The 25553-nt window shown below is 48.6% G+C and carries 21 protein-coding genes; 6 read left to right on the top strand and 15 right to left on the bottom strand.

Annotated features, from left to right (window positions below):
* Positions 1-80 precede the first annotated feature (80 nt).
* The 7 genes from OZ410_RS03620 to OZ410_RS03650 all read right to left on the bottom strand — a co-directional run bounded on the left by OZ410_RS03620 (position 81) and on the right by OZ410_RS03650 (position 6983).
* Positions 81-761, bottom strand: a complete 681-nt coding sequence (locus OZ410_RS03620) for a hypothetical protein (RefSeq protein WP_277706551.1) — start codon at positions 759-761, stop codon at positions 81-83.
* 15 nt (positions 762-776) lie between these two features.
* Positions 777-983, bottom strand: coding sequence for a hypothetical protein (locus OZ410_RS03625; RefSeq protein WP_277706552.1), 207 nt, complete (start codon positions 981-983; stop codon positions 777-779).
* Positions 984-1104: 121 nt separating this feature from the next.
* Positions 1105-2544, bottom strand: a complete 1440-nt coding sequence (locus OZ410_RS03630) for a flotillin family protein (protein WP_277706553.1) — start codon at positions 2542-2544, stop codon at positions 1105-1107.
* Positions 2544-3128, bottom strand: coding sequence for a hypothetical protein (locus OZ410_RS03635; protein WP_277706554.1), 585 nt, complete (start codon positions 3126-3128; stop codon positions 2544-2546). Before OZ410_RS03635 ends, OZ410_RS03630 begins: the two co-directional genes overlap by 1 nt.
* 1040 nt (positions 3129-4168) lie before the next feature.
* The gene (locus OZ410_RS03640; RefSeq protein WP_277706555.1) at positions 4169-5422 is read right to left on the bottom strand and encodes a glycosyltransferase; all 1254 of its coding nucleotides are present in this window, start codon (positions 5420-5422) and stop codon (positions 4169-4171) included.
* A gap of 102 nt (positions 5423-5524) precedes the next feature.
* On the bottom strand, positions 5525-6256 hold the full coding sequence (locus tag OZ410_RS03645) for a carboxypeptidase-like regulatory domain-containing protein (protein WP_277706556.1): 732 nt from the start codon (positions 6254-6256) through the stop codon (positions 5525-5527).
* A 154-nt stretch (positions 6257-6410) separates the two neighbouring features.
* The gene (locus OZ410_RS03650; RefSeq protein WP_277706557.1) at positions 6411-6983 is read right to left on the bottom strand and encodes a hypothetical protein; all 573 of its coding nucleotides are present in this window, start codon (positions 6981-6983) and stop codon (positions 6411-6413) included.
* Positions 6984-7113: 130 nt separating this feature from the next.
* On the opposite strand from OZ410_RS03650, the gene OZ410_RS03655 reads away from it, so the two are divergent.
* The 6 genes from OZ410_RS03655 (at position 7114) to OZ410_RS03680 (ending at position 14954) form a co-directional block, all read left to right on the top strand.
* Positions 7114-7962 carry a DUF4007 family protein gene (locus tag OZ410_RS03655; protein ID WP_277706558.1) on the top strand — a complete coding sequence of 283 codons (849 nt, stop codon included), beginning with the start codon at positions 7114-7116 and terminating at the stop codon, positions 7960-7962.
* Positions 7952-11131 (top strand): hypothetical protein, encoded by a 3180-nt coding sequence (locus OZ410_RS03660; protein ID WP_277706559.1) that lies wholly within the window; start codon positions 7952-7954, stop codon positions 11129-11131. The genes OZ410_RS03655 and OZ410_RS03660 overlap by 11 nt, the downstream gene beginning before the upstream one ends.
* Positions 11124-12263, top strand: a complete 1140-nt coding sequence (locus OZ410_RS03665) for a phosphoadenosine phosphosulfate reductase family protein (protein ID WP_277706560.1) — start codon at positions 11124-11126, stop codon at positions 12261-12263. Before OZ410_RS03660 ends, OZ410_RS03665 begins: the two co-directional genes overlap by 8 nt.
* Positions 12264-12265: 2 nt before the next feature.
* Positions 12266-13342 carry a DUF262 domain-containing protein gene (locus OZ410_RS03670; RefSeq protein ID WP_277706561.1) on the top strand — a complete coding sequence of 359 codons (1077 nt, stop codon included), beginning with the start codon at positions 12266-12268 and terminating at the stop codon, positions 13340-13342.
* A gap of 77 nt (positions 13343-13419) precedes the next feature.
* Positions 13420-14346, top strand: a complete 927-nt coding sequence (locus OZ410_RS03675) for a protein kinase domain-containing protein (RefSeq protein WP_277706562.1) — start codon at positions 13420-13422, stop codon at positions 14344-14346.
* 5 nt (positions 14347-14351) lie between these two features.
* Positions 14352-14954 (top strand): hypothetical protein, encoded by a 603-nt coding sequence (locus tag OZ410_RS03680; protein WP_277706563.1) that lies wholly within the window; start codon positions 14352-14354, stop codon positions 14952-14954.
* On the opposite strand, the gene OZ410_RS03685 is transcribed toward OZ410_RS03680, so the two are convergent.
* The 8 genes from OZ410_RS03685 to OZ410_RS03720 form a co-directional block, all read right to left on the bottom strand.
* Positions 14951-17425: a hypothetical protein gene (locus OZ410_RS03685; protein ID WP_277706564.1), complete on the bottom strand. Its 2475-nt coding sequence runs from the start codon at positions 17423-17425 to the stop codon at positions 14951-14953. The genes OZ410_RS03680 and OZ410_RS03685 overlap by 4 nt on opposite strands.
* A 65-nt stretch (positions 17426-17490) precedes the next feature.
* Positions 17491-17712: a hypothetical protein gene (locus tag OZ410_RS03690; protein WP_277706565.1), complete on the bottom strand. Its 222-nt coding sequence runs from the start codon at positions 17710-17712 to the stop codon at positions 17491-17493.
* A 168-nt stretch (positions 17713-17880) separates the two neighbouring features.
* Positions 17881-19218, bottom strand: a complete 1338-nt coding sequence (locus OZ410_RS03695; protein WP_277706566.1) for a Gfo/Idh/MocA family protein — start codon at positions 19216-19218, stop codon at positions 17881-17883.
* Positions 19219-19234: 16 nt separating this feature from the next.
* Positions 19235-20026 carry a 3-keto-disaccharide hydrolase gene (locus OZ410_RS03700; RefSeq protein WP_277706567.1) on the bottom strand — a complete coding sequence of 264 codons (792 nt, stop codon included), beginning with the start codon at positions 20024-20026 and terminating at the stop codon, positions 19235-19237.
* A gap of 710 nt (positions 20027-20736) precedes the next feature.
* Positions 20737-21804 (bottom strand): DmpA family aminopeptidase, encoded by a 1068-nt coding sequence (locus OZ410_RS03705; protein WP_277706568.1) that lies wholly within the window; start codon positions 21802-21804, stop codon positions 20737-20739.
* A 140-nt stretch (positions 21805-21944) separates the two neighbouring features.
* Positions 21945-23351 carry a glycoside hydrolase family 30 protein gene (locus OZ410_RS03710; RefSeq protein ID WP_277706569.1) on the bottom strand — a complete coding sequence of 469 codons (1407 nt, stop codon included), beginning with the start codon at positions 23349-23351 and terminating at the stop codon, positions 21945-21947.
* Positions 23352-23376: 25 nt separating this feature from the next.
* Complete coding sequence (locus OZ410_RS03715) at positions 23377-24963, bottom strand: serine hydrolase domain-containing protein (RefSeq protein WP_277706570.1); 1587 nt, start codon at positions 24961-24963, stop codon at positions 23377-23379.
* 155 nt (positions 24964-25118) lie between these two features.
* On the bottom strand, positions 25119-25463 hold the full coding sequence (locus tag OZ410_RS03720; protein ID WP_277706571.1) for a hypothetical protein: 345 nt from the start codon (positions 25461-25463) through the stop codon (positions 25119-25121).
* Between the last annotated feature and the right edge of the window lie 90 nt (positions 25464-25553).

Consider the following 25553-nt stretch of genomic DNA (forward strand, 5'->3'; position numbering starts at 1 on the left):
AACCCCATTGCAGGAATAAAAAAACCACGCCCGGAGGAATCCGGACATGGCCTTTTCACGTGTTTAAGCAGTGGGGGATGTTATTCCTGGATCTCGCCCAGCTTGCGGAGTTGTTCTTTCTTCTCCTCCAGCTTGACCTTGCCTCTGCGGATGGTCTCTTCCAGTTCGTTGAGCTTGGTTTCCACCTCGCCCAGTTTTTCTTCCTTTTGGGCAATGACCTCCTGGTCTTCCCCGGCCTCTTTGGCTTTTTCTACCCGTTGGCGGGCTTCGTCAAGCGCAGTGCGGCCGCGGCGCAGCACGCGCTCATCTTCCTCCAGGGCCACCTGGGCTTCGTCCAGCTTCTGGCGGGCCTGGGAAGCGCGGTACTGTCCAAATTCCCGGCCGGTCATATCGCCTTTGAACTGGCCGTAAGCGTTGCCCTTCTTCTCGGCCTTCTCTTTCATCTTGCCGGCCTGCTCGCGCATTTCTTCCCGGCCTTCTTCCATTTCCTCTTCCATCTCACGGGCTTTCTCGCGGGCTTCTCCAGCCTGCTCCTTGCCCTTCTCCTGCATCTCACGGGCTTTCTCCTTGCCTTTTTCGGCCTGGGCTTCCGCCTCTTCCATGGTGCCTTCGGCCTGGTCCTGGGCCTTCTCTTTCTTCTGCTGCGCCATCTCGCGCTTCTCTTTGGCTTTTTCCTTGCCCTTATCCTGGGCTTTTCCCTGAGCCAGGCCTGTAGCGGTGTACATCAGGGCCAGCAGGGCTGCAAATACAATACGTTTCATACGGTTAGGGTTTAATTAAATACTGTCTAATTCTTTAATGAGGGCGTCTACCTCTTCGGCCTTTTCCTTGATCACAGTAGTGGTGGAATCTACCGCCTGTTCTACGGATTCAATGGCTTTTACCTGTTTTTCCACGGCTTCCTGCTCCTTGGCGGAGTCCTTGCAGGAGGTGGCGAAAAATCCCAGCATCAGGATGCCGGCGAGTAGGGTTTTTGCTTTCATAATGGTATTGGGTTTGTAGCTATATACGTTCAGACACCGGTTTTGGACGTGGGTCACATCCGGGCCGGGCCCAAACAAAAAAAATCCACCTTGCGGTGGATTTTTCTTCGGGGCCTGTGCCTTACTCGGGCGACGCCTCCGATTCGGGGGCGGCAGGGGGCTCCTGCCCGCCGGCCTCCGGGGTTTTCCCCTTGAGGTAATCCGGCAGTTGCATCCCCGCCATATTGAACATTTCCTGCAGGGGCGGTACCGACTTGTACATGCCGGAAATAAAATTGGAGGTAGCGGTTTTGCCGTCCTCCCCGGAGCCGCTCTCCCATACCGTAATCTTGTCGATCTTGATGTTTTGGATGGCTTCGGCCTGCAGCTTCACCAGCTCCGGCAACTTGTCCGCAATAAGCAGCAGCACCGCATCCTTGGAGTTGTTGCCTGCCGCTTTTACAATCTCGTCCAGACCGGCTGCCTGCTTGGTGAGGACCTCGTAGATCCCCTTGGCTTCGGCCTGGGCCTTAAAGAGGATGGCATCGGCCTCCCCCTTGGCCCTGCGGCGGATCTGCTCGGCCTCGGCTTCGGCATCGATCTCCACCTTGTTCTTGTCGATCTGGGCGGGGACGATAATGTCTGCCATCTGGGAGGCGCGCTCCCGCTCTGCCCGGGCCTTTTCGGCCTCCTGCTCTGCGGCATAGGACTCTTCCAGGGCCTTAGCGGCCTGTACCTTCTCGGAGGCGATGGCCAAACGCTCGGCCTCGGCTTCCCGCTGGCGGCGCTCCGCATCGGAGTTGGCAATCTCGATCTTGGCCCGGTTCTCGCCTTCCACTGCCTTGGCGTTGGCGGCCGCTACCTGGCTGCGCTCGTCCTGCTGGGCGTTGGCTTCCCCAATGGACCCGTCCCGGTTCTTCTCGGCCACGGACTTCCGGGCGGCGTTAATGGCATGGGCTGCCGCTTCCTTCCCGAGGGCCTCGATATAGCCGGACTCATCCACGATGTCCGTGATGTTTACGTTAATGAGCTTCAGGCCCACCTTCTTCAGTTCGGACTCCACGCTCTGGGAGATGTTGGCCAGGAACTTGTCGCGGTCTGCATTGATCTCTTCAATGTCCATGGAAGCCACCACCAGGCGCAACTGCCCGAAGATGATTTCCTTGGCGAGCTCCTGTATGTCCTGCAGGCCCAGCCCCAGCAGGCGCTCGGCTGCGTTCTGCATCACCCCGGGCTCTGTGGAGATCCCGATGGTAAAGCGGGAGGGCACGTTCACCCGGATGTTTTGCTTACTGAGCGCATTGACCAGGTTTACCTCGATGGACATGGGGGTGAGGTCCAGGAATTCGTAGTCCTGGATCACGGGCAAAATAAAGGCCGCACCCCCGTGGATGCATTTGGCGGACTGGCCCCCGCCCACTTTTCCGTAGACCACCAGGATGCGGTCGGACGGGCAGCGCTTGTAACGGCGCACCAGGATAATAAAGAGGATAAAGACAAAGAGGATGGCAAAGCCGATGGTGACCACCTGGGCAAAGCCGTTGCCCTCCTGTGCCTGTAGCAATAAAAAGAGGTTGATCATTATGTGTTAGTGTTTAAAGGTTCTACAATCAGGATGCCGTTGGCCGTGGTTTCGGTAACCTCTACCACGGTGGCCTGCAGCAGATCTTCGGGGTGGTCCGTAAGGGCCTCCAGCTCGCGCAGGGACCCCTGTACGGTAATCTGCACCTTCCCAATCCGGGAGCGGGCGCCCCCAACGGTCAGGTATACTTCCCCGATCAGGCCCACGGCGTTGGCAATCTTAAGGGTGCCGCTGCTGGCCAGCTTGTGGATCTGGTAGATCATAAAGGCCATCACAAACATCATGGCCAGGCCGCATAGAAAAGAGAGCAGCACTACCATGACCTTAGACATGCCGGCGTCCAGAAAGGCAATGCCGGACCAGCCAAAGATGGTAAAGAAGCCTACCAGGTTTTTGAAGGTGAAGAACTGGAACCCGATGCCGGTATCCCCATCCACCTCCGCGTCCACGTCCCCGTCGATCTCGCCGGCGTCGCCACCCAGCACAGTGCTGACCAGGACAAATACGAAAAAGACGGAGGCTATCAGGGCAATGCCCCAGTAGACCTGCTCAAAGCCCGTTAGGGCAGAAAACCATTCGTTCATAGGTGTTGGTATTTAGTGTACTCAATATAGGGACTTTCCCTTTCGAAAGGGGCCTTTGCGCGTGCAAAAAATGCGAAAAGGATTACATAGTAGGCCCGGCCGCAACGGGGCGCCGGCCTTAAGGGTTCCCCCGGCCCACCACTCTGGGTGGCCTGGGGATATTCGGAAAACATCTTTTGGGAATACCGCCTTATTATGAGTCGCAAATGTGGGTTATTTGTTACACGTTGAAGACGTATTTTTTGTATATGCGTATAATATTCTATTTATGAGCGCTTTATATGAGTATTTAGCGATTATAGTTGTTGTTTGTTCGGGTGTGATACATAGCTCCGCAACTGCGTTGCGTCGCTCTATCTCTTCATTTTTTTTGCTGGTCAACCGCTTTTCCTTCCCTTCGGAATGGTTTTGTTCCGCAACTGCGTTGCGTCACCTCTTTATGTTCATTTTCTTTGCTGGCCCAAAGAAAACGAACCAAAAGAAAGGGCCTTTCCGGCGAACTTCTGCCCCTTGAAATCTACGTCAGGGGTGCTGCCCGCCGCTGACTTACGCAGCGCTCAGGCGATTGAATCTATAAACTCCTCACTTAAATTCATCCACTGGATGAATTTTGGTCGTTCGGCCCTGAAGCGGCTCAACTTCGTTGTCAGCACGCCCTTCCTCGATTTACTACGGTTCAGAACTTATGCCGGGATTGGGCCCAAACCAAAGAATTGCTAGCGCTAACGAAAGCAAAACTTTACCCAAATCCTAGCCCGTAAATTTTACTTCCGCCGCAGGCGGAAAACCCCCGAGGTTCAGCGTAAGGTATCGGAAGCGTTAAGAAGGCGGGAAGCCTTGGACCGTCTTTAGCTTCCGGTGCCTGGTTTTGCAGTGCAAACTGCAAAAACGCCTAAGCGAGGGCGCCATTTTCTTTGCTTCGTTTCTTTTGGGCGAGCAAAAGAAATGAAGAGATAGGGCGACGCGACGCAGTCGCGGAGCCATCCTCCTGAAAAGAAAAAAAAAGTTCTTGCAACGCGGAGCAAACTTCAGCTCAGGCGTCAGCCAAGTATTGCTTTTAAAATCGGTTCCGAAAAGTCTTCCTTCGCCATTTCAGCCCCCAGGGCGGCAGCCTGTTTGTGGTAGGCGGGGTTCTCCCAAAGGTCTTTTAGCAACGGTAGTAGCCGGGCTTTGGAGAGGCGGGTAATCCCGGGGCCTTTGGGGCCCAGGCCCTGTTCGGCCAGCAGGCGGTTCCACATAAACTGGTCTATGATGTGGGGGATGACCAGGCTGGGGCAGCCGTATTTTACGCCCAGGTGGGTGGTGCCGGATCCCCCATGGTGCACCATGGCATATACCCGGGGCAGGGCCCAGTCATAAGGGATACCGTCTACAAAATAAAACAGGGAGGTGTCATAGGTCCCGGGAACCACCAGCCCGCCCCCTGCCGTGTTAATCAGGGCCGGGATGCCCAGGCGCTCCAGGGTACTAAGCAGGATTTCCGTTTTGCGGGCAGGCTCCGGGTTGGTCATGCTGCCAAAGGTTACAAACAGCACTTTAGGATGGCCCTCTAACCATTGCACAAGCTCCGGAGGCGGGGTCCAGTTCCGGGTTTTGTTGCGTTCCTGGTAGCCCAGCACCTGTACATGGGGCGGCCAGTACGGCGGGCGCTTAAACAGGGCAGGGGAAATGGTATAAAGGGTGGGTTGCCTGCGGAGGATGTCCTTTACCCCGGCCCGGGTAGGCCGGGTGGGCATAGGGATCTTTTTGGTGTCGGACAGGATGGATTGCACCAGGCCAAAATTGGCCAGGCCATAAGAAGCCCGGTTACCCCGCCTGCCCCAGTTTTTGTTGAACGCAATATGGCTGTGGTGGTTCGTGGGGTGTAACATATAGGGCACAGGGCTCAGCAGGGTGGCCTGCCCGGGGTGCTGCATGCCCCACACAAATCCATAAATGGTCTTGGCGTGGTGAACCACCCTATCGGGCTGTTCCTGTTCCATGCAAGCGGCCTGCCGCTGGGCCAGTACCCGCCGCATAGGTGCAAAGACCCTGGCCAGTTTGGCGTAGGCCTTGATCTTCTGCCAGGTAGTCCCGCTGCCGCCCATGGCTGTTTTCCCCAAAGGGCTTTCCAATAACTCCATGAATTCCGGGCCCAGGCTGCAAAAGCGGTGGCCACCGTCTTCGGCCAGGTTGCGGAACTGCTCCGGGAACAGACAAACGGTTTCATGCCCGGCGGCCCGCAACAGGTCTGCCACGGCCAGGAAGGGTTCCATATCGCCTCGGGTGCCCAGGGAAGTAAGGAGGATCTTCACCTTTCTAAGGTAATGAAATGTGATTGCTTTAGTCGGGAACAGAATTCCGCGGCTGCCAAGGAAAATGGAGTTAAAGCGAACCGCTGCGCAGCAGCGGTGAGCTCAAAACCGATTTCTTCTAAAGAGGTTCCCTATCCTCCTAAAGATATTAGAACGGTACACCGCAAACCCTCCTAGGACATCTTCCGTCATCTCCACCTGAAAGGTAATGTTCGCCCCTTGCCCGGGCTTAACCCGGATTTGCTGGGGGTAAAAGCCCAGATAACTCGATACCAGCAGGAGCTCCTTTTCGGCCAGGACGGAGGCCAGGCGAATGGTGAAGTTGCCGTCAAAATCGGTTTGGGCAGCCAGGCGGGTGCCTACCACAGAAACCCGGGCGCCAGGGAGGGGTACCCCATCGGCATCCATAACCACGCCTTTGATTTCGGTACCGGTTTCGGGCATGGGCAGGGACTCGCGGATAATGCCACCCAGCACGGTCTCGGTTTCTACTTCTTCGGGTTCCTCCTGGGCCACCTGCACTACTTCCACTTTGGTTTCCTGGGCGGAGACCTCGGCTGCGGTGAACATCAGGGAAGTAAAGCCCAGGGCGGCCACCCCTTCCCGCCACCGCCGCCGCGACGGGTTAGGCAAGGGAGTATCCAGCTGGTCGGGGCGGAAGCGGCCGCAGAGGTTTTGCCCGCCCTGCAGGCGGCGGCCCAATTCGGCCAGGGAGGTTTGGGTAAAGTCGATGACTTCTTTTTCGCAGGACGCGCAAAAGGCGCCTTTTTGGGTGGGGGTCATGTGGTGCCAGTTCTCGGAACAGGGCTCGGGGATGTGGATGCGGTAGGCCATGGGGTTGGTTTTTTACGCCAAGTACGGCCACTACCTATCAAAAGAAAAGCCCCAATGCGTGAACGGGTGGTTTCCGTGCGCAAGGGGACTTTTAGGGTGTGTTAAGTGAGCGGCCTTAGAACCACAGTGTTTTCAGGGATACATGGGCAGGGGTTTATTCCTCTCCCTTCCCGGCGTCGGTATCCTTGTGGGTACAGCTGTAGAAGGCGTCGTAGGCGGCGTACATGGCCTTTTCGGAAGACTTGCCGGCTTCGCGGGCGGCTTCCAGGGACTTGCGCATAAAGAAGTGCAGGTCTCCCAGCTTGCCTACCGTACCGGCTTTCTTGGCATTCTGGTAGGCCTCTTCGGCAAAATCCCGGGCGTCTATGGCGGCGCTTTCCGCGTTAATGGAAAAGGTTACCACATCGTCCAGGCCGCAGATCTCTGCGTGGAACTGGGCCTCGGAGGCAAATTGTACGGCCTCGTGGGCGGCAGCCAGGGCCTGGCCCGCCAGGGCTTCCACCTTGCCGGCGTTGTCTTTGCCATCGGCAAAACGGGCGGCATAGGCGGCGGCTTCGGCATAGACCTTCAGGGAGTCCGTAAGCTGGCCTACGGTAATCTCAAAGTCCTTTACGTCGTTGATTTCGCTTTTGAACAACGCGCATTGCTGCGCCTGGGCAGAGAGCCCGCCCAGGACCAAAAGGAGCAGGCCCGCAAATCGGGCTTTCAGGGTAGTTTTTAAAGGCATCACAGGGGTATCAGTAGGTTATTTACGTATGGTTTTAGCGGATTTGGGTCTAGCTATAACGTAAAAATGGGGTGGGGATTGTGTATTGAACAATCACGTCGGTAAGATTAAGTGAATTCTTCTAAATTTGATGAAAATGTATAAAATGACTTATTCCGGTCACGAAACCTTTCATTGCAGATTGTTTTGGCTTAAAAAAGGGTACGATTATCTGACTGTTAACGATAATTTTTCGGAAGAGTCAGGGGTTGATTTAGGTGTAGGTAAGAATATGATTAATTCCATCCGCTATTGGATGAAAGCATTCGGCGCATTGGATGAAGATAACAACCTAAGCGCCTTATTTCAGCAACTTTTGAATGATGAGGGGTGGGATCCTTACTTGGAACATCAAGGCACTAATTGGTTGCTTCACTATATGATTTGCAAAACGAATAATGCTAGCATATACCGAGAGATTTTTTCTGAGCTCCGAAAACTAAAACCTGAATTTAGCAAAGAACACTTTGTTTCATTTGCCAAGGGTAATAATTCCCGTCTTCGTGACAATATACTCGGGAAAGACTTTTCTGTCTTCATTCGCACATACATGGATAAAGGATCTGATGGTGATGGGTTCACTTCAGGTCTGTTAGCCGATCTAAACTTGGTTCATGAGTTGGGCAAGAACTATTCCGGGGAAATTGTATATCGAATAGAAAATCGATTTCCCGATGATCTCCCGAACAAAATTTTATTATTCAGCATTTTAGACAATCCCGAATATTCTAATTCTATTGACTTCAATTCACTCTATTCTTCAGTAAATGGGCCTGGAAACATTTTTGCATTGAATGAGAGAGATCTTGAATCAAAATTGGAAGAATTAGCGGATAATTACCCAAGTATAGTTTACAAAAATGAAGCTGGGGTAAAGGAGTTACAATTCAAACAGCCAATTGATAAATGGGAAATACTTGATGAATTTTATGCCGAATAACTATTCCACTTCTGTAAATGTAATTAGAGATGAAAATATTGACTTTAATTACATCCCCACTCCCAATGCTTCAAAGGCAGCATTAGATATTTTCAATAATATACGCGTAACCCATGCATTTAATATTATTGGGTCTTATGGTACGGGGAAGTCATCCTTTTTATGGGCTTTAGAAAAAAGCCTTAAAGGAGAGAAGCCATATTTCGGTTTAAACCGGGGCAATTTTAATGACTCTTTCGGCTTCATTAAACTAATTGGTGAATATGCCTCTCTCAGGAGCTCGTTTAATGAATACTTCGGAATTAAGGAGGATTACAAGGGCAATCAACTTCTGTTTGAGAAGATTTTCGAAGAATACGAAAAACTAAATTCAGGATTGCTTGTCATTATAATTGATGAATTTGGAAAACATTTGGAATACGCTTCTAAGAATTCCCCTGAGGAGGAGATATATTTCATCCAAAAGTTGGCTGAATTTGTCAATGCCCCAAATAGAAATATAATTCTGATTACCTCCCAACACCAAAATTTTAATGCCTACAGTCAAGGATTAGAAGAAGTCCTGGCAATTGAATGGAGAAAAATCGAAGGCCGATTTAAACAAATATTGTTCAATGAGCCTATTGAACAGCTGCTTCATTTAGCGTTTAGAGGCATACAAAAACCAAATCAGAATATTGCCCAATCCGAACTTCTGGATCTATTATCAAGTCACCACTTATTTAAATGTTCTAAGGCTCAATTACAGGAAATTGTTGAAGGTATTTATCCCTTCGATATCATTTCCATTTATGCATTGGCTATTTGTATTCAGAAATATGGACAAAATGAAAGGTCTCTTTTTAACTTTCTCAATTCAGACACCTTCTTGCAGGCTGAAAAAGGGGCAAAGAGAATTTCATTAGATTTTATCTATGACTATGTCTATTCGGAATTCTATTCATTCATTGTAAGCAAAGTAAATCCAGATTATTCTCATTGGGCTATTATAAAGGATTCAATTGAACGAGCGGAATCTCTTGTTGAGGGCGAACAAGACACTGCTCTTAAATTAATCAAATCAATTGGCTTATTGAATCTACTAGCTACAAAGGGTGCTAGAATCGACCTTTCGTTTTTAAAGTCCTATTATTCTAATATTAAAAATCTGACGTCAGGCATTAAGGAACTTGAAGCCTATCAGATAATTAGATACAATAAATTCAGTCATTCTTACAAACTATTTGAAGGCACAGATCTGGATATTAACCATGCACTTGCAACAGCGCAGAATCAGATAGATGCATCAATTGACATTTATAGCCGACTTGGTGCTCATTTAAACCTTAAGCCAGTAATTGCCAAAGCCATTTCTTTTAACAAAGGAACTCCTAGGATCTTTGAGTTCATTATATCCAACACTCCTGTTAGTAAGATCCCTATTGGTGAAGTCGACGGTTATATTAATCTAATCCTTAACAATGAATTAGATATAACCAATCTTATTCAAAGTTTTGAGGCTAATGATGAGGCAATATTGTTTGGAATACTTAGTAAGTCCCATGAAATAGAACTGTCTCTTATTGAAATTGAAAAAGTTGAAACTGTTTTAAAAAACGCCACCAATCAACATGACAAAATTGCGCAACGGGAATTAAAATCCATAAAAGAAAGCCACCTTAAGTTGTTGGAACACTATGTTACAAAGAGTTTTTACAATGGTAACATCCGTTGGTTTGACAATACAGAAGAATTAACATTTCAAAATATTGGAGCATTAAATCAAAGACTTTCTCTTATTTGCCAAAGGGTTTATCACGCCACTCCTACATTCTATCATGAGCTAATAAATAGACATAAAGTTTCCGGTTCCATTTCTACGGCTCGAAACAACCTATTTAAGGCTCTTGTTCAAAGTTGGGAGGAAGAAAATTTTGGATTTCCGGAAAAAAAATGGCCTGCAGAGAAAACAATCTATTACTCTCTTTTAAAGCGCACTGGTATTCATCGGAAACAAGAAAATCAATTTGAGCTTGGAAGGCCAGAGGAAGTTTCATTTCATGCGCTATGGGATACGTGCGATTCATTTCTCGGTGAATCGGTCCATTATCCCTTGCCTATTACGGAATTGCAGGAGCGATTGAAGACAAAACCATTCAAGTTAAAAGAAGGGTTTATTGATTTTTGGATCCCCATATTTCTTTTTATTCGTAGAAGTGATTTTGCTTTATATAAAGAGGGTAAATATTTGCCTCAAATTAAAGATAACACCCTGCATTTCTTAATTCGATCGCCTAAAGATTTCGCCTTAAAGGGCTTTCAACTTAGCGACCTAAGGTTGGAACTTTTTAACCGTTATAGGGCATTCTTACATGGGAAAAAAGTAAGTCGATTTAATAACAGTTCTTTTATAGAAACAATTCGTCCTTTACTTACCTTTTATCAAGGTCTCCCTGATTATTCCAAGAAAACAAATTCAATTTCCCTTGAGGTTAAACAATTCAGAGAAGCTATAGTCTCCGCTAAAGACCCGGAGAACACTTTTTTTGTGGACATACCAAACGCATTGGGTTATAATGCTGAACTACTAGTAAATGATTCGAAAAATTTTGACGTCTACATTCAAAAACTTCAATCCGCAATTGAAGAACTTCGAACCGCTTTCCAAGCTCTAATCGAGCGTCTTGAGGCCTGTTTTCAGGAAGAAGTATTCAAGGAGAAGTTGGAATTCCCAGAATATAAATTACGTCTAATTGATCGGTATAGTAACATACGCGATTATAAACTAAACAATGCTCTAAGGAATTTCATCAATAGGCTAGGTGCGCCAATTGATGATCGTGACTCTTGGATATCTTCACTCTCTTTCGTTGTGCTTAATAAACCATTAGAGCAACTTTTAGACACTGAGGAACCATTGTTGAAAGAAAAGTTTATTGAGATCTTTAGGTCATTAGATAATCTTTCCGACCTCTCGAATACTAAACCTGTATCGGGTGAACGCTTAGTAAAGCTGGATATCACGACGGAAGAAAATGGCATGTCTAGCCAAATTGTCCGAATTCAAAAAAATGAGTTAGAAGCCAGAGCTGATCGCATATCAGAAATTGAAGCCTTGCTAGAAAAAGAAAATAGCATGAAAATTCCTATATTGACTGAACTCCTCCGAAAAGCACTTACCAATGAGTAATGTAAGGCATGTACTAGGAATCTCCGGAGGCAAGGATAGCGCAGCCTTAGCGATCTATCTGCACGAGAAATATCCTCAGATAGACTTTGAGTATTATTTCTGTGACACAGGGAAAGAATTAGATGAGACTTATCAATTAATTGAAAAGCTGGAGTCTTATTTAGGTAAATCAATCCTAAAACTCGAAAATGAGGAATTGCATGGATTGAATGAAGACCCCTTCGATTATTACTACAAAATTTTTCGAGGTTACCTCCCCTCATCTCAAGCTCGTTGGTGTACGGCAATGATGAAGCTAAAACCCTTCGAAAATTTCGTACAAAACGATCCTACTCTTTCGTATGTGGGTATCCGAGGTGACGAGGATCGGGAAGGATATATTTCTAGGCAAGAAAATATTCAGTCCATCTTCCCATTTCGTAAAAATATTTGGAGCGTAGATGTGCTCAACTTGATTTTTAATCCTAGCAATATTGATCACATTCTCGATTGTTATAACGAGTATTTAAGCGGTGACAAATTGGATTATGTGCATCATGTTTTTTCTAAACCTATCCCATTTGACCGAAATAGAAGGGCTGAAAAAAATGCACTAATAAAAGAAAGTACTGAAAGTCTTCTAAACCTGGGTGTTCCGGAATTCAATCATGTCGTTTTCAAATTCCTTAAATCGACAAACTATAGCGTCGCCTTATTGGATGATTTTCCACTCTTAGACAACGAAGATGTTTTGATTCGAGATGATATCTTCAAAATCCTTGAAGAAAGACCAGTGGGTGTCCCGAAATACTACGAAAAGATTCCTTTCGAGGTCGATGGTCAAAAAGGAGAATATGCAAGAAGTCGTTCCGGTTGTTATTTCTGTTTCTTTCAGCAAAAAATAGAATGGGTTTGGCTTTATGAACAACATCCCAATTTGTTTAGGAAAGCCATGCATTATGAAAATGTAGATGAACATTTTACTTGGACATCCGATGAAAGTTTAGAGGAATTAATCCAACCTGAAAGAATCCGCCAAATTAAGCTGGATCATATTCATAGATCCAATCGTGAAAAGTCAAATAATTCCCCCTTTCTGATTGACATTTTGGAAGGTACCGAAAGGGATGGGTGTAATACTTGTTTTTTGTAGTCATGGACTATCATTTTAAATCAATGAAAATAAGCGATATCGTAGACTTGATAGACAAAGACAAAGTCAATCTATCGCCTTATTATCAACGCAAGGATATTTGGACGAAAAATGATCAGGAAGCACTAATTGATTCTATTCTTAACAACTATCCATTACCAAATTTATTTATTTATAATAATGAAGGGATAATGGAAGTCGTTGATGGTCAACAAAGAATTAGAACTATTTATCGGTTTGTTAAAAACAATATTTCATCTTCCAGGGGTGAATATTTCAATTCTATTAAAAAAGAAGAATTCCTAAATTATAAGCTTCCTATTATCGAAATATTCAACTTGGATGCCGATGATGATATAGCTGAATTCTATGTTTTAGTTAATAAAAAAGGTAAGCACTTAACAACACCTGAATTATATAAAGCTGAGTTTCATGACAAAAAATTTATGAAGCTCGCTGAAGAGATTTTGGATGAGCAATCATTCATTGACCTCAATTTGTTTACAGAGGCAAGCTCAAAAAGAATGAATGATAGAAGCTATGTTGAAGAATTATTGGCCTATTTGAAATACGGAATACAGGACAAAAAATCAAATATTGAAACTATATATAAGAACGATATTAGTGACGAGGAGTATGAATTTCTAAAGGACCTTTTTATAAAAGTTTTAACCCCGATTCACGCTTTAAATGATGTCCATAATTTGAGCAGGACACGATATAAACAAAAGAATGATTTCTATACTTTGTTCAACTTTGTTCATCAAAATTTAAATCAGGATCTCAAAACATTCAAAGCACAATATAAAGTCCTCTTGTTAATTTCAGAATATATATCTCCTTCAAACGACGATTGTGAACCTCTTAAGAACTATGCTTTGGATTGTGTTTCACAATCCAATTCCAAAAAAGCGCGGGAAAGGAGATTGATGTTTTTCAATTACATTTTAAAGAACAAATCTGAATCATTAGAGGATAATGAAGTTCTTGGTGAGATTGCCAATTACATTGAAAAAGGACAATTTTTCCCCTTTACCTTAAATAAGGTAGATGAATATTACTTGTTAGATATTAAATGAGTATTGTGAAAATTACTTTCCCAAAAACAATAGTCATTAATAAATATGTAATTAGGATAGATCTATCCAAACCTTTCATGAATATCGTCAATATAGATGGGGTGGATTATATACCATATTACTTAGATAACCATTCGCCAGGAAATAGAGGAGGTAATTCTCATGTCCTAAAGCTAATTGAAGCACAATCCTTCGATGAGGATGAAGGCTATCCCGATGAACCTGATTTAGTTATAAAAATCTGCAACTCAGAAAAAGGGAGAAAGCGTGAGGATAACAGGAGTAAAAGATTTGATATAGAAATTCAGGCTTTACTTGAGTGTTCTGCTAAACGTATACCTAATCTAATGAAAATATATCACAATGGATTGGCGCAAATTGAAGACAAACGAGGATTAAAGTGCCAGCATAGGTTCTATACTATGCAATATGCGGCATGCGATTTATCTACATATCTTGCTAATAATAAGCTGAGCCTGATTGATAAAATTCAACTTTTAATTGATATCGCCAATTCACTGAAGAATCTTTGGGAGTTAAAGTATTATCATAGGGATCTCAAGCCTGATAACATTCTTTTTATTGACAATGAATGGGTTATTTCAGATTTGGGATTAATCGATAAGAGGGATGAAAATTTTGAAATCGATAAACCAGCAGAATGGATTGGTCCAAGAGGTTGGATGAGTCCCGAATCAATGAACAAATTTTTGTGTGAAGGGAGGCCTTGGGAAAGTCATCATGACTGTAAGATCGATCATAGTTCAGATCTATATCAGCTTGGTAAGATTTATTGGTTTATTCTTCAAGGTAACTCACCAGAAGGTGGCATTAGACGTTCAGATTTTCAAATTCAAGATGAAGGGCTTTATCAAATCATTAGAACTTTGCTGAACAATTCGAAAAATCGAAGAATTTCTGATATAGAAGACTTAATAGGCTTATTAAAAAGGCAATATTTTAGATCTATCGAAAAATATTCCTTTCAAAAGTCCATAGCTTAGTAAAGATGAATAGTTTAATCTCATCATTCTCATTTTATGAGATTCTAAGAATATTACTTCCCGGGACATACCTTTATTTGGGATTAAAGGAGTCAATTATCGGCGAAATAGCTAGAAACTTAAATACTGATCCTGGGATTTACCAAAACACTTTAGTTGAGGTTATTTTAATTTGTGTGTTTGGATTGTTTATCTATGCTTGGGATTTTCCAAAAATGTTCAAGAAATTTCAAAAAGATCTACCCACAAATAAAATTCAAAAAATTACGGGCATCGAATACAAAAAGGTGTTAATTAATTATTATGATTTCTATTCGACATTATCAGAAAGTGAAAAATTAAAGACTGAGAAATATAGTGGATTCTTTCACCTCAGTGTAAACCTTTCATGCTGTGCCTTTTTTCTTATTTGCCTTGAAATCATTTCAATAATGAAAATGGGTTTAACCAATTTTTTATTGTTGAATATCTTGATTTTTGTATTATCTATCTCAACGGTATTTTTGATCTATACTAGAAGACTAAAAGTTGCTTTTATTAGGCATTTGGACCAACATTTTGAGTCGAAATACTTTCAAAAATTACAATCAGGAATTAATAACCCCTAATCCTCTAGTCCTTGCATCATCTCTTCCATACCTCCAAAATTCAAAATAAAAGTGGAATAATAATGATCAAAAAGATCCTTTAGGTATTGTCCTAATTCCACATGCTCTAATTCCTCCTTACCCTCCATTTTCTGGCGAATCTCATACCCGCGATTTTTACTAATTGTATATAAGAACAGAGTATGGAAATAAACAGAAGTATAAAACTTCCTATTCGCCAGTTCCAATTGCTCTTGGTTGGGATTTTTATACTTAGAGATAAAGTTTCTTAGGACAGCCGAATCCATATTTATAAAAATGGATTTCAAAACGTCTCCCTCGGCCTCAGGCACCATGACCGTCTGCCAATCTATTGCCAATCCTGTTGCCTCTTCTACCGCTTCCCATGCAACTTGAGCTTCAATTTCAGGATTCGGTTCCTTATATGTGAATATTAGTTGTGGTAGGCCTAATGGCTCTTGCCCTTCGTCCTCCTTGGGTTTCTTTTCCTTAGGCTTTTCTTTGTCTGCAATTTTCACCCAAAAAATTTCATCAAAGTCTTTCCCAGGACTTGTTAGGGTAACCTTCATTTGAACGGCATCGCCCACTGAAACCTCATCTTTTGGATTCAGGGAGATCTTTATGGTTCCTCTATTTGGACTACTTCGAACGATATTAAATAACTCGGATGGCTCCTTTGGCTCCCCTGGTTTATTCCCACCTTGAGTCTCATTATTCTGAATATTTAGAATGGCAATCTGAAGATCACCTGGTTCCTCAATACGATCAAAATAGTCGTTTTCTACATCCGTAGTAAACTTGATGATTCGCTCCCCTCCCAAGGGGATTTTAGTGATTTCCGTTTTACCATCGTTTCTCGCCTCTACCTTAAACTGTGATGGGAATCGTTGGGGATTAAATGGCACTACTTCTTTCTCGTGTTTAGAAGGCCTTTTATTCTGTTTTGATTTCTTATCCTTTTCGAGATCTAATTTGAATGTCTGATTAAGTAATTTTAAAAGATCAGAATCCAATGGTAAATCCTTGGTGAAGCTTTTTAATAATTCCCCTGTGTTTGAAGAGGTATCTATGTTTACCGCTTCCTTCCTTCTCTTTTCAATTTCAGCCAGCCGCCCATCTTTTTTACTTAGTTGGGTTGCCAAATACTGTCTGAGATATTGTGTTTCATCGCCGTCCTTAAGGCGATCCCTTGAGGCCATAAAGAGTTCTTTGCGGAACTCATACTTCATCTCTGTACAATCCACATGAATAAGCAAATGGTTCTTAAGGAGATTTAGTTTTAAAGACCTTGTGATGAACTCAGAGGTGTAATTTCCGTGAACCTGTCCGTTTAATGAAAACATTACAGACATATAGTTCTTGAAGTATCTGTTCTGAATAACTTCCTTGGAACGTTTTAAATCAAAGTCTCGAATTTTCGTTTTAAATACGAAACAGGAAACTTTCATCTTCCCTATTGTATCGTCTTCAAATATCTCCGAAAATTTGTCGTCTAAATATTCTGATTCTTCGCTGGTTAACCTTCGTTTAAGTCCATACAAATCTTGAACCAATACCTTGTTATTAGGGTACCTTTCTGCAGTATCTTTTGTAAGGATTGGGAGTGCAGGACTGAACAAAAACTCATTTATGCTTTGATTCAGGTCTTGCGCAAAACCAGAATACCCCTTAGGAAACTGATACGAATACATCTTAATAATGGTTCCTGTCTGGAATAACCTGTCTTCCAATCCGAGATCCAATTGAGTAATTGGAAAAGAAGGAATTTTACCATCAATTAATAGATACTCATACCAAGTTTCCTTTGCATGGTCAGATTCCCTTTTGGGGTGTTCCCGAATAAGGGTAAAACCAAAATCACCATCATTAGTGAATCGCTTTGAGGCAATTAACTGATACCGTTTTTTCCCACAAAAAACAATAGCACCACTTCCTCCCATATTGTACTTACCCTGAACAAAATGTACATCATTCTTATTACCTCTTAGTAAGGACAGAAAGGTGTTTTCAAAATCGGCCGGATGTTGACCTTCGCCATTATCGTAGACCAAAACCGAGGTTGGATATTGGCTTCTTTGAGTACGTGGACCCTTTCCATCGGCGATGATTTGAATATCCTGTGCCTGTTTCCGTCTAAAGCTTTGAAGATCCCAATTATTATCAGGAAAAAATAATTCGATTGCCTCGTCCATTGATTTAGGAGCATTCTCGGAGGCTGGATCTATTTTCTCTTCTTGACATCTTTTGGTCAGAAGTGCATCAATAGAATTGGTAACTTTCTCAATTAGAGCCGCTACTGGATTGGATTGTTGGTTCTTTACAACACCATAATTGCTTTTATTGTTGCCGAGAGGTTTCCAATTGGAATCTTCGAAAATTTTTGGTGATTCATCAATAATGGCAACGAGATCCTCCTCATCTTTTGCGTGGAAAAGTTGGAAAAAGATCTTTTCCGTTTCTATCTTTTTCATTCGCGCTGAATACAATTATTAAACTTGCTGCTCTTACTTCTGACGCTTAACTATTTGCTTTAATTCTATTGTTTTATGAAAATATCTAATAGCTCTCTGAGCTCTTTCGCCTTCTGTTTGTCGAACTGAATATTCTGTTTTGACCCTCGCCCCCTTGTTAAATCGCCCATAGCATAAGTTCTTATTTGCATCCAATGTTTTTCGATAATAACATCCCCTATCACACTCCCTTGGCGAATACTAATGTTATCCTCTGTTTCTTTGATAATTCTTCCTAAAACTGCCATGATTTTATTTTCAAATAGTATGATATCTAGAATAACATTGTGCCGGATTCGAAATAAACCCCGCCCATAATTGAACATGGATAATAGCCTAATTCGTAAAAATCCCTCTCACATCTCATGAGTTAGAGCTGAGTTCACTCCTGGATTCGATATGAAGTTAGCTTCGGCTTAAAACTTCCGATACTTCCCCTTTAAAAACTTATTCGCCTTCCCTTCCTTAAAGCGGGCTTTTTTGGCATCCCAATGCAGGGTTTCCCCGGGGAAGTTGCCGGCAATGACGCCTAAGAGGATGGTTTCGGTCAGGCGGGCGGCATAGCTAAAGGGGGCAGAGGTTTCGCCCTTGCCCAGGCAGGCGTCCACAAACTGGTGGTAGTGCTTGGGGCTCTCGGTGGCGTAATTGCGAATGGGGGTGCCCAGGTTGTATTTGGCCACGTCTATGTCCTGATACTGCCCATCTACAATCAGCTTGGGTTCCAGCATAAAGTGCGGGAGGTAGAGGCGGCCCTTTTCGCCCATAAACATCGCGCCCTGGTCGTGCAGGGCCTCGCCTCCGGGGAGTTCCAGGTCCGGATGGGGGGCGGGGGCGCCGGGGCCGTCGGACCAGATCCAGGTAAGGGTTTCCGCCGTTTGGGGCGTGCCCGGGAATTCATAGGTTACCGTATTGTTTTCCGGGTAGCCAAAGCCATTGGGCGGGCGGCAATCCGTCTTGATGGTGCGGGGTACGTCCAGTTCCAGGGCGTTGTAGGGGGTGTCGAAGATGTGCACGCCCATATCGCCCAGGGTGCCGCAGCCGTAGTCCACAATCTTACGCCAGTTGGTGGGGTGGTAAAAGCCTTCCTTGTACGGGCGTTCCGGGGAGGTGCCCAGCCAGAGGTTCCAGTCCAGGGTTTCCGGTACGGGGTCTGCCCCTTCCGGCACCGGGCCGTTGTAGCCCCAGGTCTTGGGGCTCCAGGCGCGTACGGTGTGCACCTTGCCAATAATGCCGTCGCGAATCAGCAGGGTGCCCAGCATATAGTCGTAAAAGCTGTGTACCTGTATGCCCATCTGGGTGACCAGGCCTTTTTCCTCGGCCAGTTTTTTCATGTCGCGGGACTCGGACACAAAGTGGGTAAGGGGCTTCTGGCAGTACACCGGCTTGTCCATCTCCATGGCCATCATGGCTACGGGGGCGTGCATGTGGTCCGGGGTGGCTACAATAACGGCGTCAATGCCGTCTCCCATTTCCTTGAGCATTTCCCGGTAGTCCTTGTAGGTCTTGGCGCCGGGGTGCAGGGCCAGGCAGCGTTCCAGGTTGTTCTGGTCCACATCGCAGAGGGCCACCACATCTACCTGGGGGTGGGAGGAAATGTCCCGCAGGTCGTCAAACCCCTGGAAGCCCAGGCCTACGTGGGCGGTGCGCAGGCGCGCATCCGGACCCAGGTGTTTCATGTTTTGTAAAAAGGAGGGGGCCAGGGCTACCCCAAGGGCGCCCAGGCTGCTTTTCTTGATAAAATCCCGTTTGTTCATATCGGTCGGTTTGGGTTTAACGTTTGCGAATTTTAATGTTGCGGAACCAGATGGGGCTGGCGTGGTCCTGCAGGGCAATGTAGCCGGATTTGTGGATGCCGTAATCCGGGCTGGTTTTCCATTTGTCGGAGTTCTTCTGGGCCTCCCAGGCCTCGTCCCAGGGCACGAAGGATAGTACCATTTTCCCGTTCAGCCAGTGCTCTACCCGCTCTGGGGTAAAGACAATTTTGGAGGAATTCCACTCCCCTACCGGGTGCAGGATTTTCCCCGGGTCCGGGGGGTGCATGGCGTAGTCCGCCCCGGTAGATTGCAGGGGCTTTAACTGCTCCGGGTGGTCCGTATAGCCCAGGCTAAGGTTGTATTCGGTGAGGTCGTGGATGTTCTCGTAATTCTCATCGTCTATGAGCTGGTATTCCGGGGCCACCTGGGGGATGCCGTCATAGCCCTCCTTTACGTGGTAGAAGATGCCGCTGTTGCCGCCCGCGGGCAGCTTCCATTCCAGGTAAAGCTCAAAGTTGTCGAACTCCTCCGCCCCGTAAAGGATGTCTACCCCGCCGGTGTATTCCTGCTCCAGGCCCAGCTGGGTATCGAAGGCCAGGGTGCTGTCCTGAATGGTCCAGCCGGGGGGCAAGCTGTCCAGGTTGTAGCCGCGCCACCCCTCCAGGGAGGTGCCATCAAAGAGGTATTGCCATTCGGATTCCACAACCTCGGCTGTGTCTTCCGCAGCGGGTTCCATTTCTTTTTTGGGGTCGGTTTTACACGAGAAAATAACGGCCAGAAGGGCCAGGGAAAAGATGGTTTTTTTCATTTGGGTGGTTTGAATGGCTTAAGGTACGAAATCGGAATAAAAATTTTGAGAAGATGTTAAGCTAACCGCCGCTGCGCCGCGGTAGGCTCATTCCTTTCTGAACGGATATTAGATGCTCTGCGGCTGCACCGCGGTAGGCTCATTCCTTTCTGAATGGATATTATATGCTCCGCGACTGCGTCGCGTCGCCACTTTATGTTCATTTTCTTTGCTGGCCCAAAGAAAACGAACCAAAAGAAAAGGCCTTTCCGGCGAACTTCTGCCCCTTGAAATCTACGTCAGGCCAGTCGCACGCTGCGTAAACTACGCGGCTGCGCCGCTCCGACCCAGCTTGCCTTCGGCAGCGACTAACCTTCCTCGATTTCTTACGGTTCAGAACTTATGCCGGCATTGGGATAAAACCAAGGAATTCTTGGCGCTAACGGAGGCAATGCTTATCCCAAGCCCAAGCCCGTAAATTATAATTCCGCCGCAGGCGGAAAACCCCCGAGGTTCAGCGTAAGGTATCGGAAGCGTTAAGAAGGCGGGAAGCCTTGGACCGTCTTTAGCTTCCGGTGCCTGGTTTTGCAGTGCAAACTGAAAAAACGCCTAAGCGAGGGCGCCGTTTTCTTTGCTTCGTTTCTTTTGGGCGAGCAAAAGAAATGAAGAGATAGGGCGAGGCGGCGCAGCCGCCGAGCCTTTTGCCCCTGCCAGGAAATTTAGGCCTCCCCCTATTCTTTCAAGACTTGAAGTACTTTGCTCATATCGAGCGCCTCGATGGTACCCCGATGTCCCGACAGGGTTTCCGCTGCGGTAAGCGCATTCCAAATGGCCTCTTCGGTGGCTTCAATGGCCGCCAGGAACAGGGGAGACATGGCGTCGTTATGCAAGGTTTCCACGGTGGCGGTAATGCCGTTTGGGGTGTACAGAATGCGGTTCTGGGGGGCGGTGGAAACGGCAATCACATAGTCCCCGCTGCCGTTGCTGGCAATGCCCCCGGTGCGGGCCAGGCCCAGCATGCAGCGCTTGGCCAAACGTTTCAGGTTGCGGGCATCCAGGGGGGCATCCGTAAGCACCACCATCATACAGGAGCCGTCCGTGTCGTAGCGGTAGTTGCGGGGGATGCGGTTCAGGGCAGCCGCCAGGTTTTTTCCATTCAAAGTCAGGACCCCGCCAAAGTTGGCCTGTACCAACACGCCCACCGTGTAGCCGTTGGATTTCTCCGGCAACACCCGGGAGGCGGTGCCAATCCCCCCCTTAAACCCAAAGGCAATGGTGCCCGTACCGGCCCCTACATTTCCCTCGGCTACCGGACCGGGGCCGGCTGCGGCAATGGCCTGCAACACATCGGCCTGGGTCAGGTGGCGCCCGCGGATGTCGTTCAGGTAGCCGTCGTTGGTTTCCCCCACCACGGCGTTTACCGAGCGCACCTCTTCATTTCCCGGCTGGGTAAGCGTATAGGAAACCAGGGCCTCCACCCCCGTGGCCACACCTAAGGTATTGGTGAGCACAATGGGGGTTTCCAGGTTCCCCAGTTCCTCTACCTGGGAGTACCCGGCCAGCTTCCCGAAGCCGTTGCCCAGGTAAATGGCCGCCGGCACCTTTTCCTGGAAGAGGTTGCCGCTGTGCGGCAGGATGGCCGTTACCCCCGTGCGGATGGAATCCCCTTCTACCCGGGTGGTGTGCCCCACGGTTACTCCGGGGACGTCGGTAATGGCGTTATGGGTGCCCGGGCGCAGCACGCCCAGGGCAATGCCGTAATCCCGCAGGCGGGTCTGGCTGTGGAGGGATGGGGCCATAAGGCAACAAAGCATTAGGGTGAGGACAACAATGGGCTTCATAGGGGGTAAGGTACTAAATGTTCGGGGTGGGGTGCAAGGGGGTTGCAGGGTGGAGGGGTAGCTTGTCGCCGGGTGGGCGGGTGGGCTCCCTAAGGCCTTCAGCCGCCACTGCCCCAAACCACCGTGTTGATTTCCCCGGCTTCCATGCGGAACTGCACGCGGGTGCCTCCCAGGCTTACCGCCACTTCCCGGGGCGTGCCGGAGGTGTTCTGCAGCAGCAGGGCCACCCCGCCGTCCGGGGTGTGGTAGGCCACATTGTTCAGCCCTTCCGGCTGGGTGGAGCCCATGCGCACCGAGCCTGGGGGGATGAATTTGGAACTCTGGGCCACAATGTAATAGGCCGGGTTGCGCGTTACCACGTCCCCCTGCAGGGTTACCCCGCCCAAACAGCGGTCACAGCCGCCGCGGTCCGTATGCGGGTCCTGGTTTTCGTCCGCCGCCAGGTTCCATTGCAGCACCACTTTCGCCCAGTTGTTGGGCGCGCCAATCATCAGGTTTTCGGTATGCCAGGCCACGTTGTCCGCAAAATCCCCCGGGGCCCCGATCCACTGTTCGGTAAAGTAGAGGTGCTTGCTGGGGTGGCGGGCATGCACCTGGCTTAAGGCGTCTATACTTCCCCCATAGAGGTGAAAGGCCGAGCCGTCTATAAAGGGAGCGGCATCCGGGCGGTCCAGGATGGAAATGGGATATTCCGGCTTGTCTGCGTTGTGGTCGTAGATCACAATTTTGGTGGTAATCCCGGCGGCCTTAAAAGCCGGCCCCAGGTGGTTGGCGATAAAATCTGCCTGGGCTTCGGCCGGCATGTACAGGCTGGGGTTGTTGCCCGGGTGCAGGGGTTCGTTCTGCACCGTAATGGCATCGATGCGGATGCCGTGACCGGCCATCCCCTGCAGGTATTTGACGAAGTATTGGGCGTAGGCGGGGTAGTACTCCGGCAGCAGGCTGCCGCCCCGGGTGTCTTTGTTGTCCTTCATCCAGGCCGGGGGCGACCAGGGGGAACCCATAAGCGTTATCCCGGGCTGGATCTCCAGGATTTCCTTCAGGGTGGGGATCAGGTACAGGGTATCGTACCCCAAAGAAAAATGCTCCAGGTTGGGGTCGGTTTCCCCTGCCGGCCTGTCGTTATACGACCAGGGAAATTCATCCAAATCCGAAGCGCCTACACTCAGGCGCAAGTAGCTGATGCCTATGGCCTCCGGGCGCCTTCCAAACAGCTCTTCCAGCAGGGCCTGGCGGGCCCCGGCCTGCATGCGTTGCAGGTTTAGCGCACTGCCGCCGGTCAGGGTAAACCCGAAGCCGTCCATGGTCTGGAAGGTTTGGCCCGGATCCAGGGTAATGGACACCGCTGCAGGGTTTTCGGCCGGGGCTGTAACCAGGGTATCCGGCTGCAGGAGCAGGGCCTGGTCCAGGGTAGTCCGGTAGCGGATGGCGCCATTTTCCTCCGCCTCAGGGGGGTGGCAGGCGGCCAGGGCCAGGAACATCAGCGGGAATATTTTGAATTTCATTGGGGCGGTCATGTTAGGGTGTGCTTTATTCGTCATTGGCCTCAAAGCGCACATCCAGTTGCTGCACTTTGGGGTCCTTTTCCGGGGTCAGGGTAAAGAAAATGGAGACCTTGCCCTTTTGAGCCGGCAGCTCAAAACGCCCCCGGAGTTGATTTTCGGGTTCCAGGGGGTCTATGCCTGCAATTTCCCCGGCCTGTTCCAATACTTCATCGATTTCGGCCCGGCGGGCCTCCCGGGACTGGTCCAGGAAGAAATTTTCGGCCATCAGCCGGGCTTCCAGCTCCGGGTTGCCGGTGCGGACCCAATCGGCCACTTCGGCCTGCCGCTGCTCCAGGATTTCCGAAACCGGGAGTTTGCGGGGTTGAAGTTCCAGGGTGTCGAACAAGAGTTTATAAATCTCCCGCAGGGGCCAGGGGGAGGTGTAGGTGAGGTTCCCAAAGGCCATCAGCCCCACCCCGTATTCCGGAAAGAACACATAGTTGCTGCCAAAGCCTGGCAGGGCGCCCCCGTGAGTCACCTGCCGCACCCCGTTGCAGAACGTGGTGCTGCCCAGGCCATAGCCGTAGCCGGAAAGCACCGGGCAGGGTTCCCCCCGCCAGTCGCGCCCCTGGGCATAGAGTCGGGGGTACCTGGGTTGGTGCATTTCCCGCAGGCTGCTGCGTGATATGGGGCCGGCATCCTCCCCGGAACGGGGGGGCCAGGCCGAGAGGTGGAAGCTTACATATTTACTGAAATCCTCAATGGTAGTAATAAGCCCGCCCATGGCCCCGTAGGAGCCGTCGTGCAGCATGGGTTCGGTTTTCCATTGCTCGTCTTCCCACCGGTACCCATGGGCCAGCAGGGCTGCCGGCACGCTGTCGTATTCCCAGCAGGAATTGCGCATGCCCAAGGGCTCAAAGATGTGCTCCCGGATATACGCCTGGTAGGGCTGGCCCGAGACCCGGGAAACGATTTCGCCCAAAAGGGCGTAACCGGTATTGCTGTATTCATAGCCAAAGGAGGCGGGGTTGCTAAAGGAGACCCCTCCCTCCATCAGGTCGGTGAGCATCTGCACCGGTTCGTCCAGCTGCCGGTCGCCCCAGGGGTTGTCTTCCGGGAAGCCGGCCGTCATGGTGAGCAGATTCTGTATGGTGATGGGTGGGGTATCCGAGGTGAGGGTTTCCAGCCCTGCCATTTCGGGGATGTATTTCGCCGCCGGGTCGCTTAGGGCAAGTTTGCCCTGGTCCCGCAACCGCACTATGGCCATGGCGGTAAAGCTCTTGGTCATTGAGGCAATGCGGAAGGCGGAAGCGGGGGTAGCGGCCGCCTCGGTGTCCAGGTTTAACACCCCGGAGGAGGATGCGATCACCAGTTGGTCATCCACCACTACCCCATAGGCCATGCCGGGGATGTGTTTCTCCTTTTGGTGGGCTTCCATCAGCTCCTGCAGCTGCCCGGCAATGCCCCGGATCTTTTCGGCCCGGTCATCCGTCTCAAATTGGGCGGGGCGGTAGGTGGCCGATACGGGATGGGCCAACATTGGGGTTTGAATTTCATTTTGGGGTTCATTTTTGCAGGCGAAGAGGCCCGCAAGCAGAAGGGCCGGGGCCAGGAGGCGGAAAGGCGTTTTCATCGGTTCAGGTTTGCTGCTAATAAGGTACGAATTCGCATGAAGAAATAGGGGGTGGGCGCTTTCAGGAATTGGAGACTGCTGGGAAGTTGCAGGCTTGGACCCGATCTTGTTGCCGGGTGGGCGGGTGGGCCCCCTAAGCGGCACCGCCCCGCGCCCTACTTCCGCTTCACAAACAGCCGCAGGTAAAACAGCCCCAACAACATCAGCCACCCGGCCGGGTATGGCAACAGAAGCACCGCCCAGCCATTGGCCAGGGTGCTCTTGCCTCCGAACCCACCCAGGGCGGAGAGGAGCCATAGGGCCGCCACCCCAAAACCGATGAGCCCGGCAGCCATTTTGTAGTAGCGCGCATGGGGGTCCTGGTAGCTGTGGGTTACCCAGGCCAGTACCCCGGCCCCCAGGGCAATGAGCAGGCTGCCTTCCAGGGGGTCCAGGGTGCCCAGCAATACCAGCACCACCCCGGCAATAAACCCGAGCTGCAATCGCTTTTCCCGCTTCATCTTATAAAGGTACGCTTTTGCATGGGCCCGGCAGGCATTCGGCCCCCTTCTTTCCCCCGGATATGCCATTTGAAAAGACAAACAATTTGT

Origin of the sequence: Robiginitalea aestuariiviva, assembly GCF_029537735.1 — a bacterium.
Taxonomy (GTDB): domain Bacteria; phylum Bacteroidota; class Bacteroidia; order Flavobacteriales; family Flavobacteriaceae; genus Robiginitalea; species Robiginitalea aestuariiviva.

Excerpts from the sequence above, each read along its gene's own strand:
- OZ410_RS03620 (WP_277706551.1), bottom strand. The coding sequence starts at position 761 with ATGAAACGTATTGTATTTGCAGCCCTGCTGGCCCTGATGTACACCGCT.
- OZ410_RS03625 (WP_277706552.1), bottom strand. The coding sequence starts at position 983 with ATGAAAGCAAAAACCCTACTCGCCGGCATCCTGATGCTGGGATTTTTC.
- OZ410_RS03630 (WP_277706553.1), bottom strand. The coding sequence starts at position 2,544 with ATGATCAACCTCTTTTTATTGCTACAGGCACAGGAGGGCAACGGCTTT.
- OZ410_RS03635 (WP_277706554.1), bottom strand. The coding sequence starts at position 3,128 with ATGAACGAATGGTTTTCTGCCCTAACGGGCTTTGAGCAGGTCTACTGG.
- OZ410_RS03645 (WP_277706556.1), bottom strand. The coding sequence starts at position 6,256 with ATGGCCTACCGCATCCACATCCCCGAGCCCTGTTCCGAGAACTGGCAC.
- OZ410_RS03650 (WP_277706557.1), bottom strand. The coding sequence starts at position 6,983 with ATGCCTTTAAAAACTACCCTGAAAGCCCGATTTGCGGGCCTGCTCCTT.
- OZ410_RS03655 (WP_277706558.1), top strand. The coding sequence starts at position 7,114 with ATGAAAATGTATAAAATGACTTATTCCGGTCACGAAACCTTTCATTGC.
- OZ410_RS03660 (WP_277706559.1), top strand. The coding sequence starts at position 7,952 with ATGCCGAATAACTATTCCACTTCTGTAAATGTAATTAGAGATGAAAAT.
- OZ410_RS03665 (WP_277706560.1), top strand. The coding sequence starts at position 11,124 with ATGAGTAATGTAAGGCATGTACTAGGAATCTCCGGAGGCAAGGATAGC.
- OZ410_RS03670 (WP_277706561.1), top strand. The coding sequence starts at position 12,266 with ATGGACTATCATTTTAAATCAATGAAAATAAGCGATATCGTAGACTTG.
- OZ410_RS03675 (WP_277706562.1), top strand. The coding sequence starts at position 13,420 with ATGAATATCGTCAATATAGATGGGGTGGATTATATACCATATTACTTA.
- OZ410_RS03680 (WP_277706563.1), top strand. The coding sequence starts at position 14,352 with ATGAATAGTTTAATCTCATCATTCTCATTTTATGAGATTCTAAGAATA.
- OZ410_RS03685 (WP_277706564.1), bottom strand. The coding sequence starts at position 17,425 with ATGAAAAAGATAGAAACGGAAAAGATCTTTTTCCAACTTTTCCACGCA.
- OZ410_RS03690 (WP_277706565.1), bottom strand. The coding sequence starts at position 17,712 with ATGGCAGTTTTAGGAAGAATTATCAAAGAAACAGAGGATAACATTAGT.
- OZ410_RS03695 (WP_277706566.1), bottom strand. The coding sequence starts at position 19,218 with ATGAACAAACGGGATTTTATCAAGAAAAGCAGCCTGGGCGCCCTTGGG.
- OZ410_RS03700 (WP_277706567.1), bottom strand. The coding sequence starts at position 20,026 with ATGAAAAAAACCATCTTTTCCCTGGCCCTTCTGGCCGTTATTTTCTCG.
- OZ410_RS03705 (WP_277706568.1), bottom strand. The coding sequence starts at position 21,804 with ATGGCCCCATCCCTCCACAGCCAGACCCGCCTGCGGGATTACGGCATT.
- OZ410_RS03710 (WP_277706569.1), bottom strand. The coding sequence starts at position 23,351 with ATGAAATTCAAAATATTCCCGCTGATGTTCCTGGCCCTGGCCGCCTGC.
- OZ410_RS03715 (WP_277706570.1), bottom strand. The coding sequence starts at position 24,963 with ATGAAAACGCCTTTCCGCCTCCTGGCCCCGGCCCTTCTGCTTGCGGGC.
- OZ410_RS03720 (WP_277706571.1), bottom strand. The coding sequence starts at position 25,463 with ATGAAGCGGGAAAAGCGATTGCAGCTCGGGTTTATTGCCGGGGTGGTG.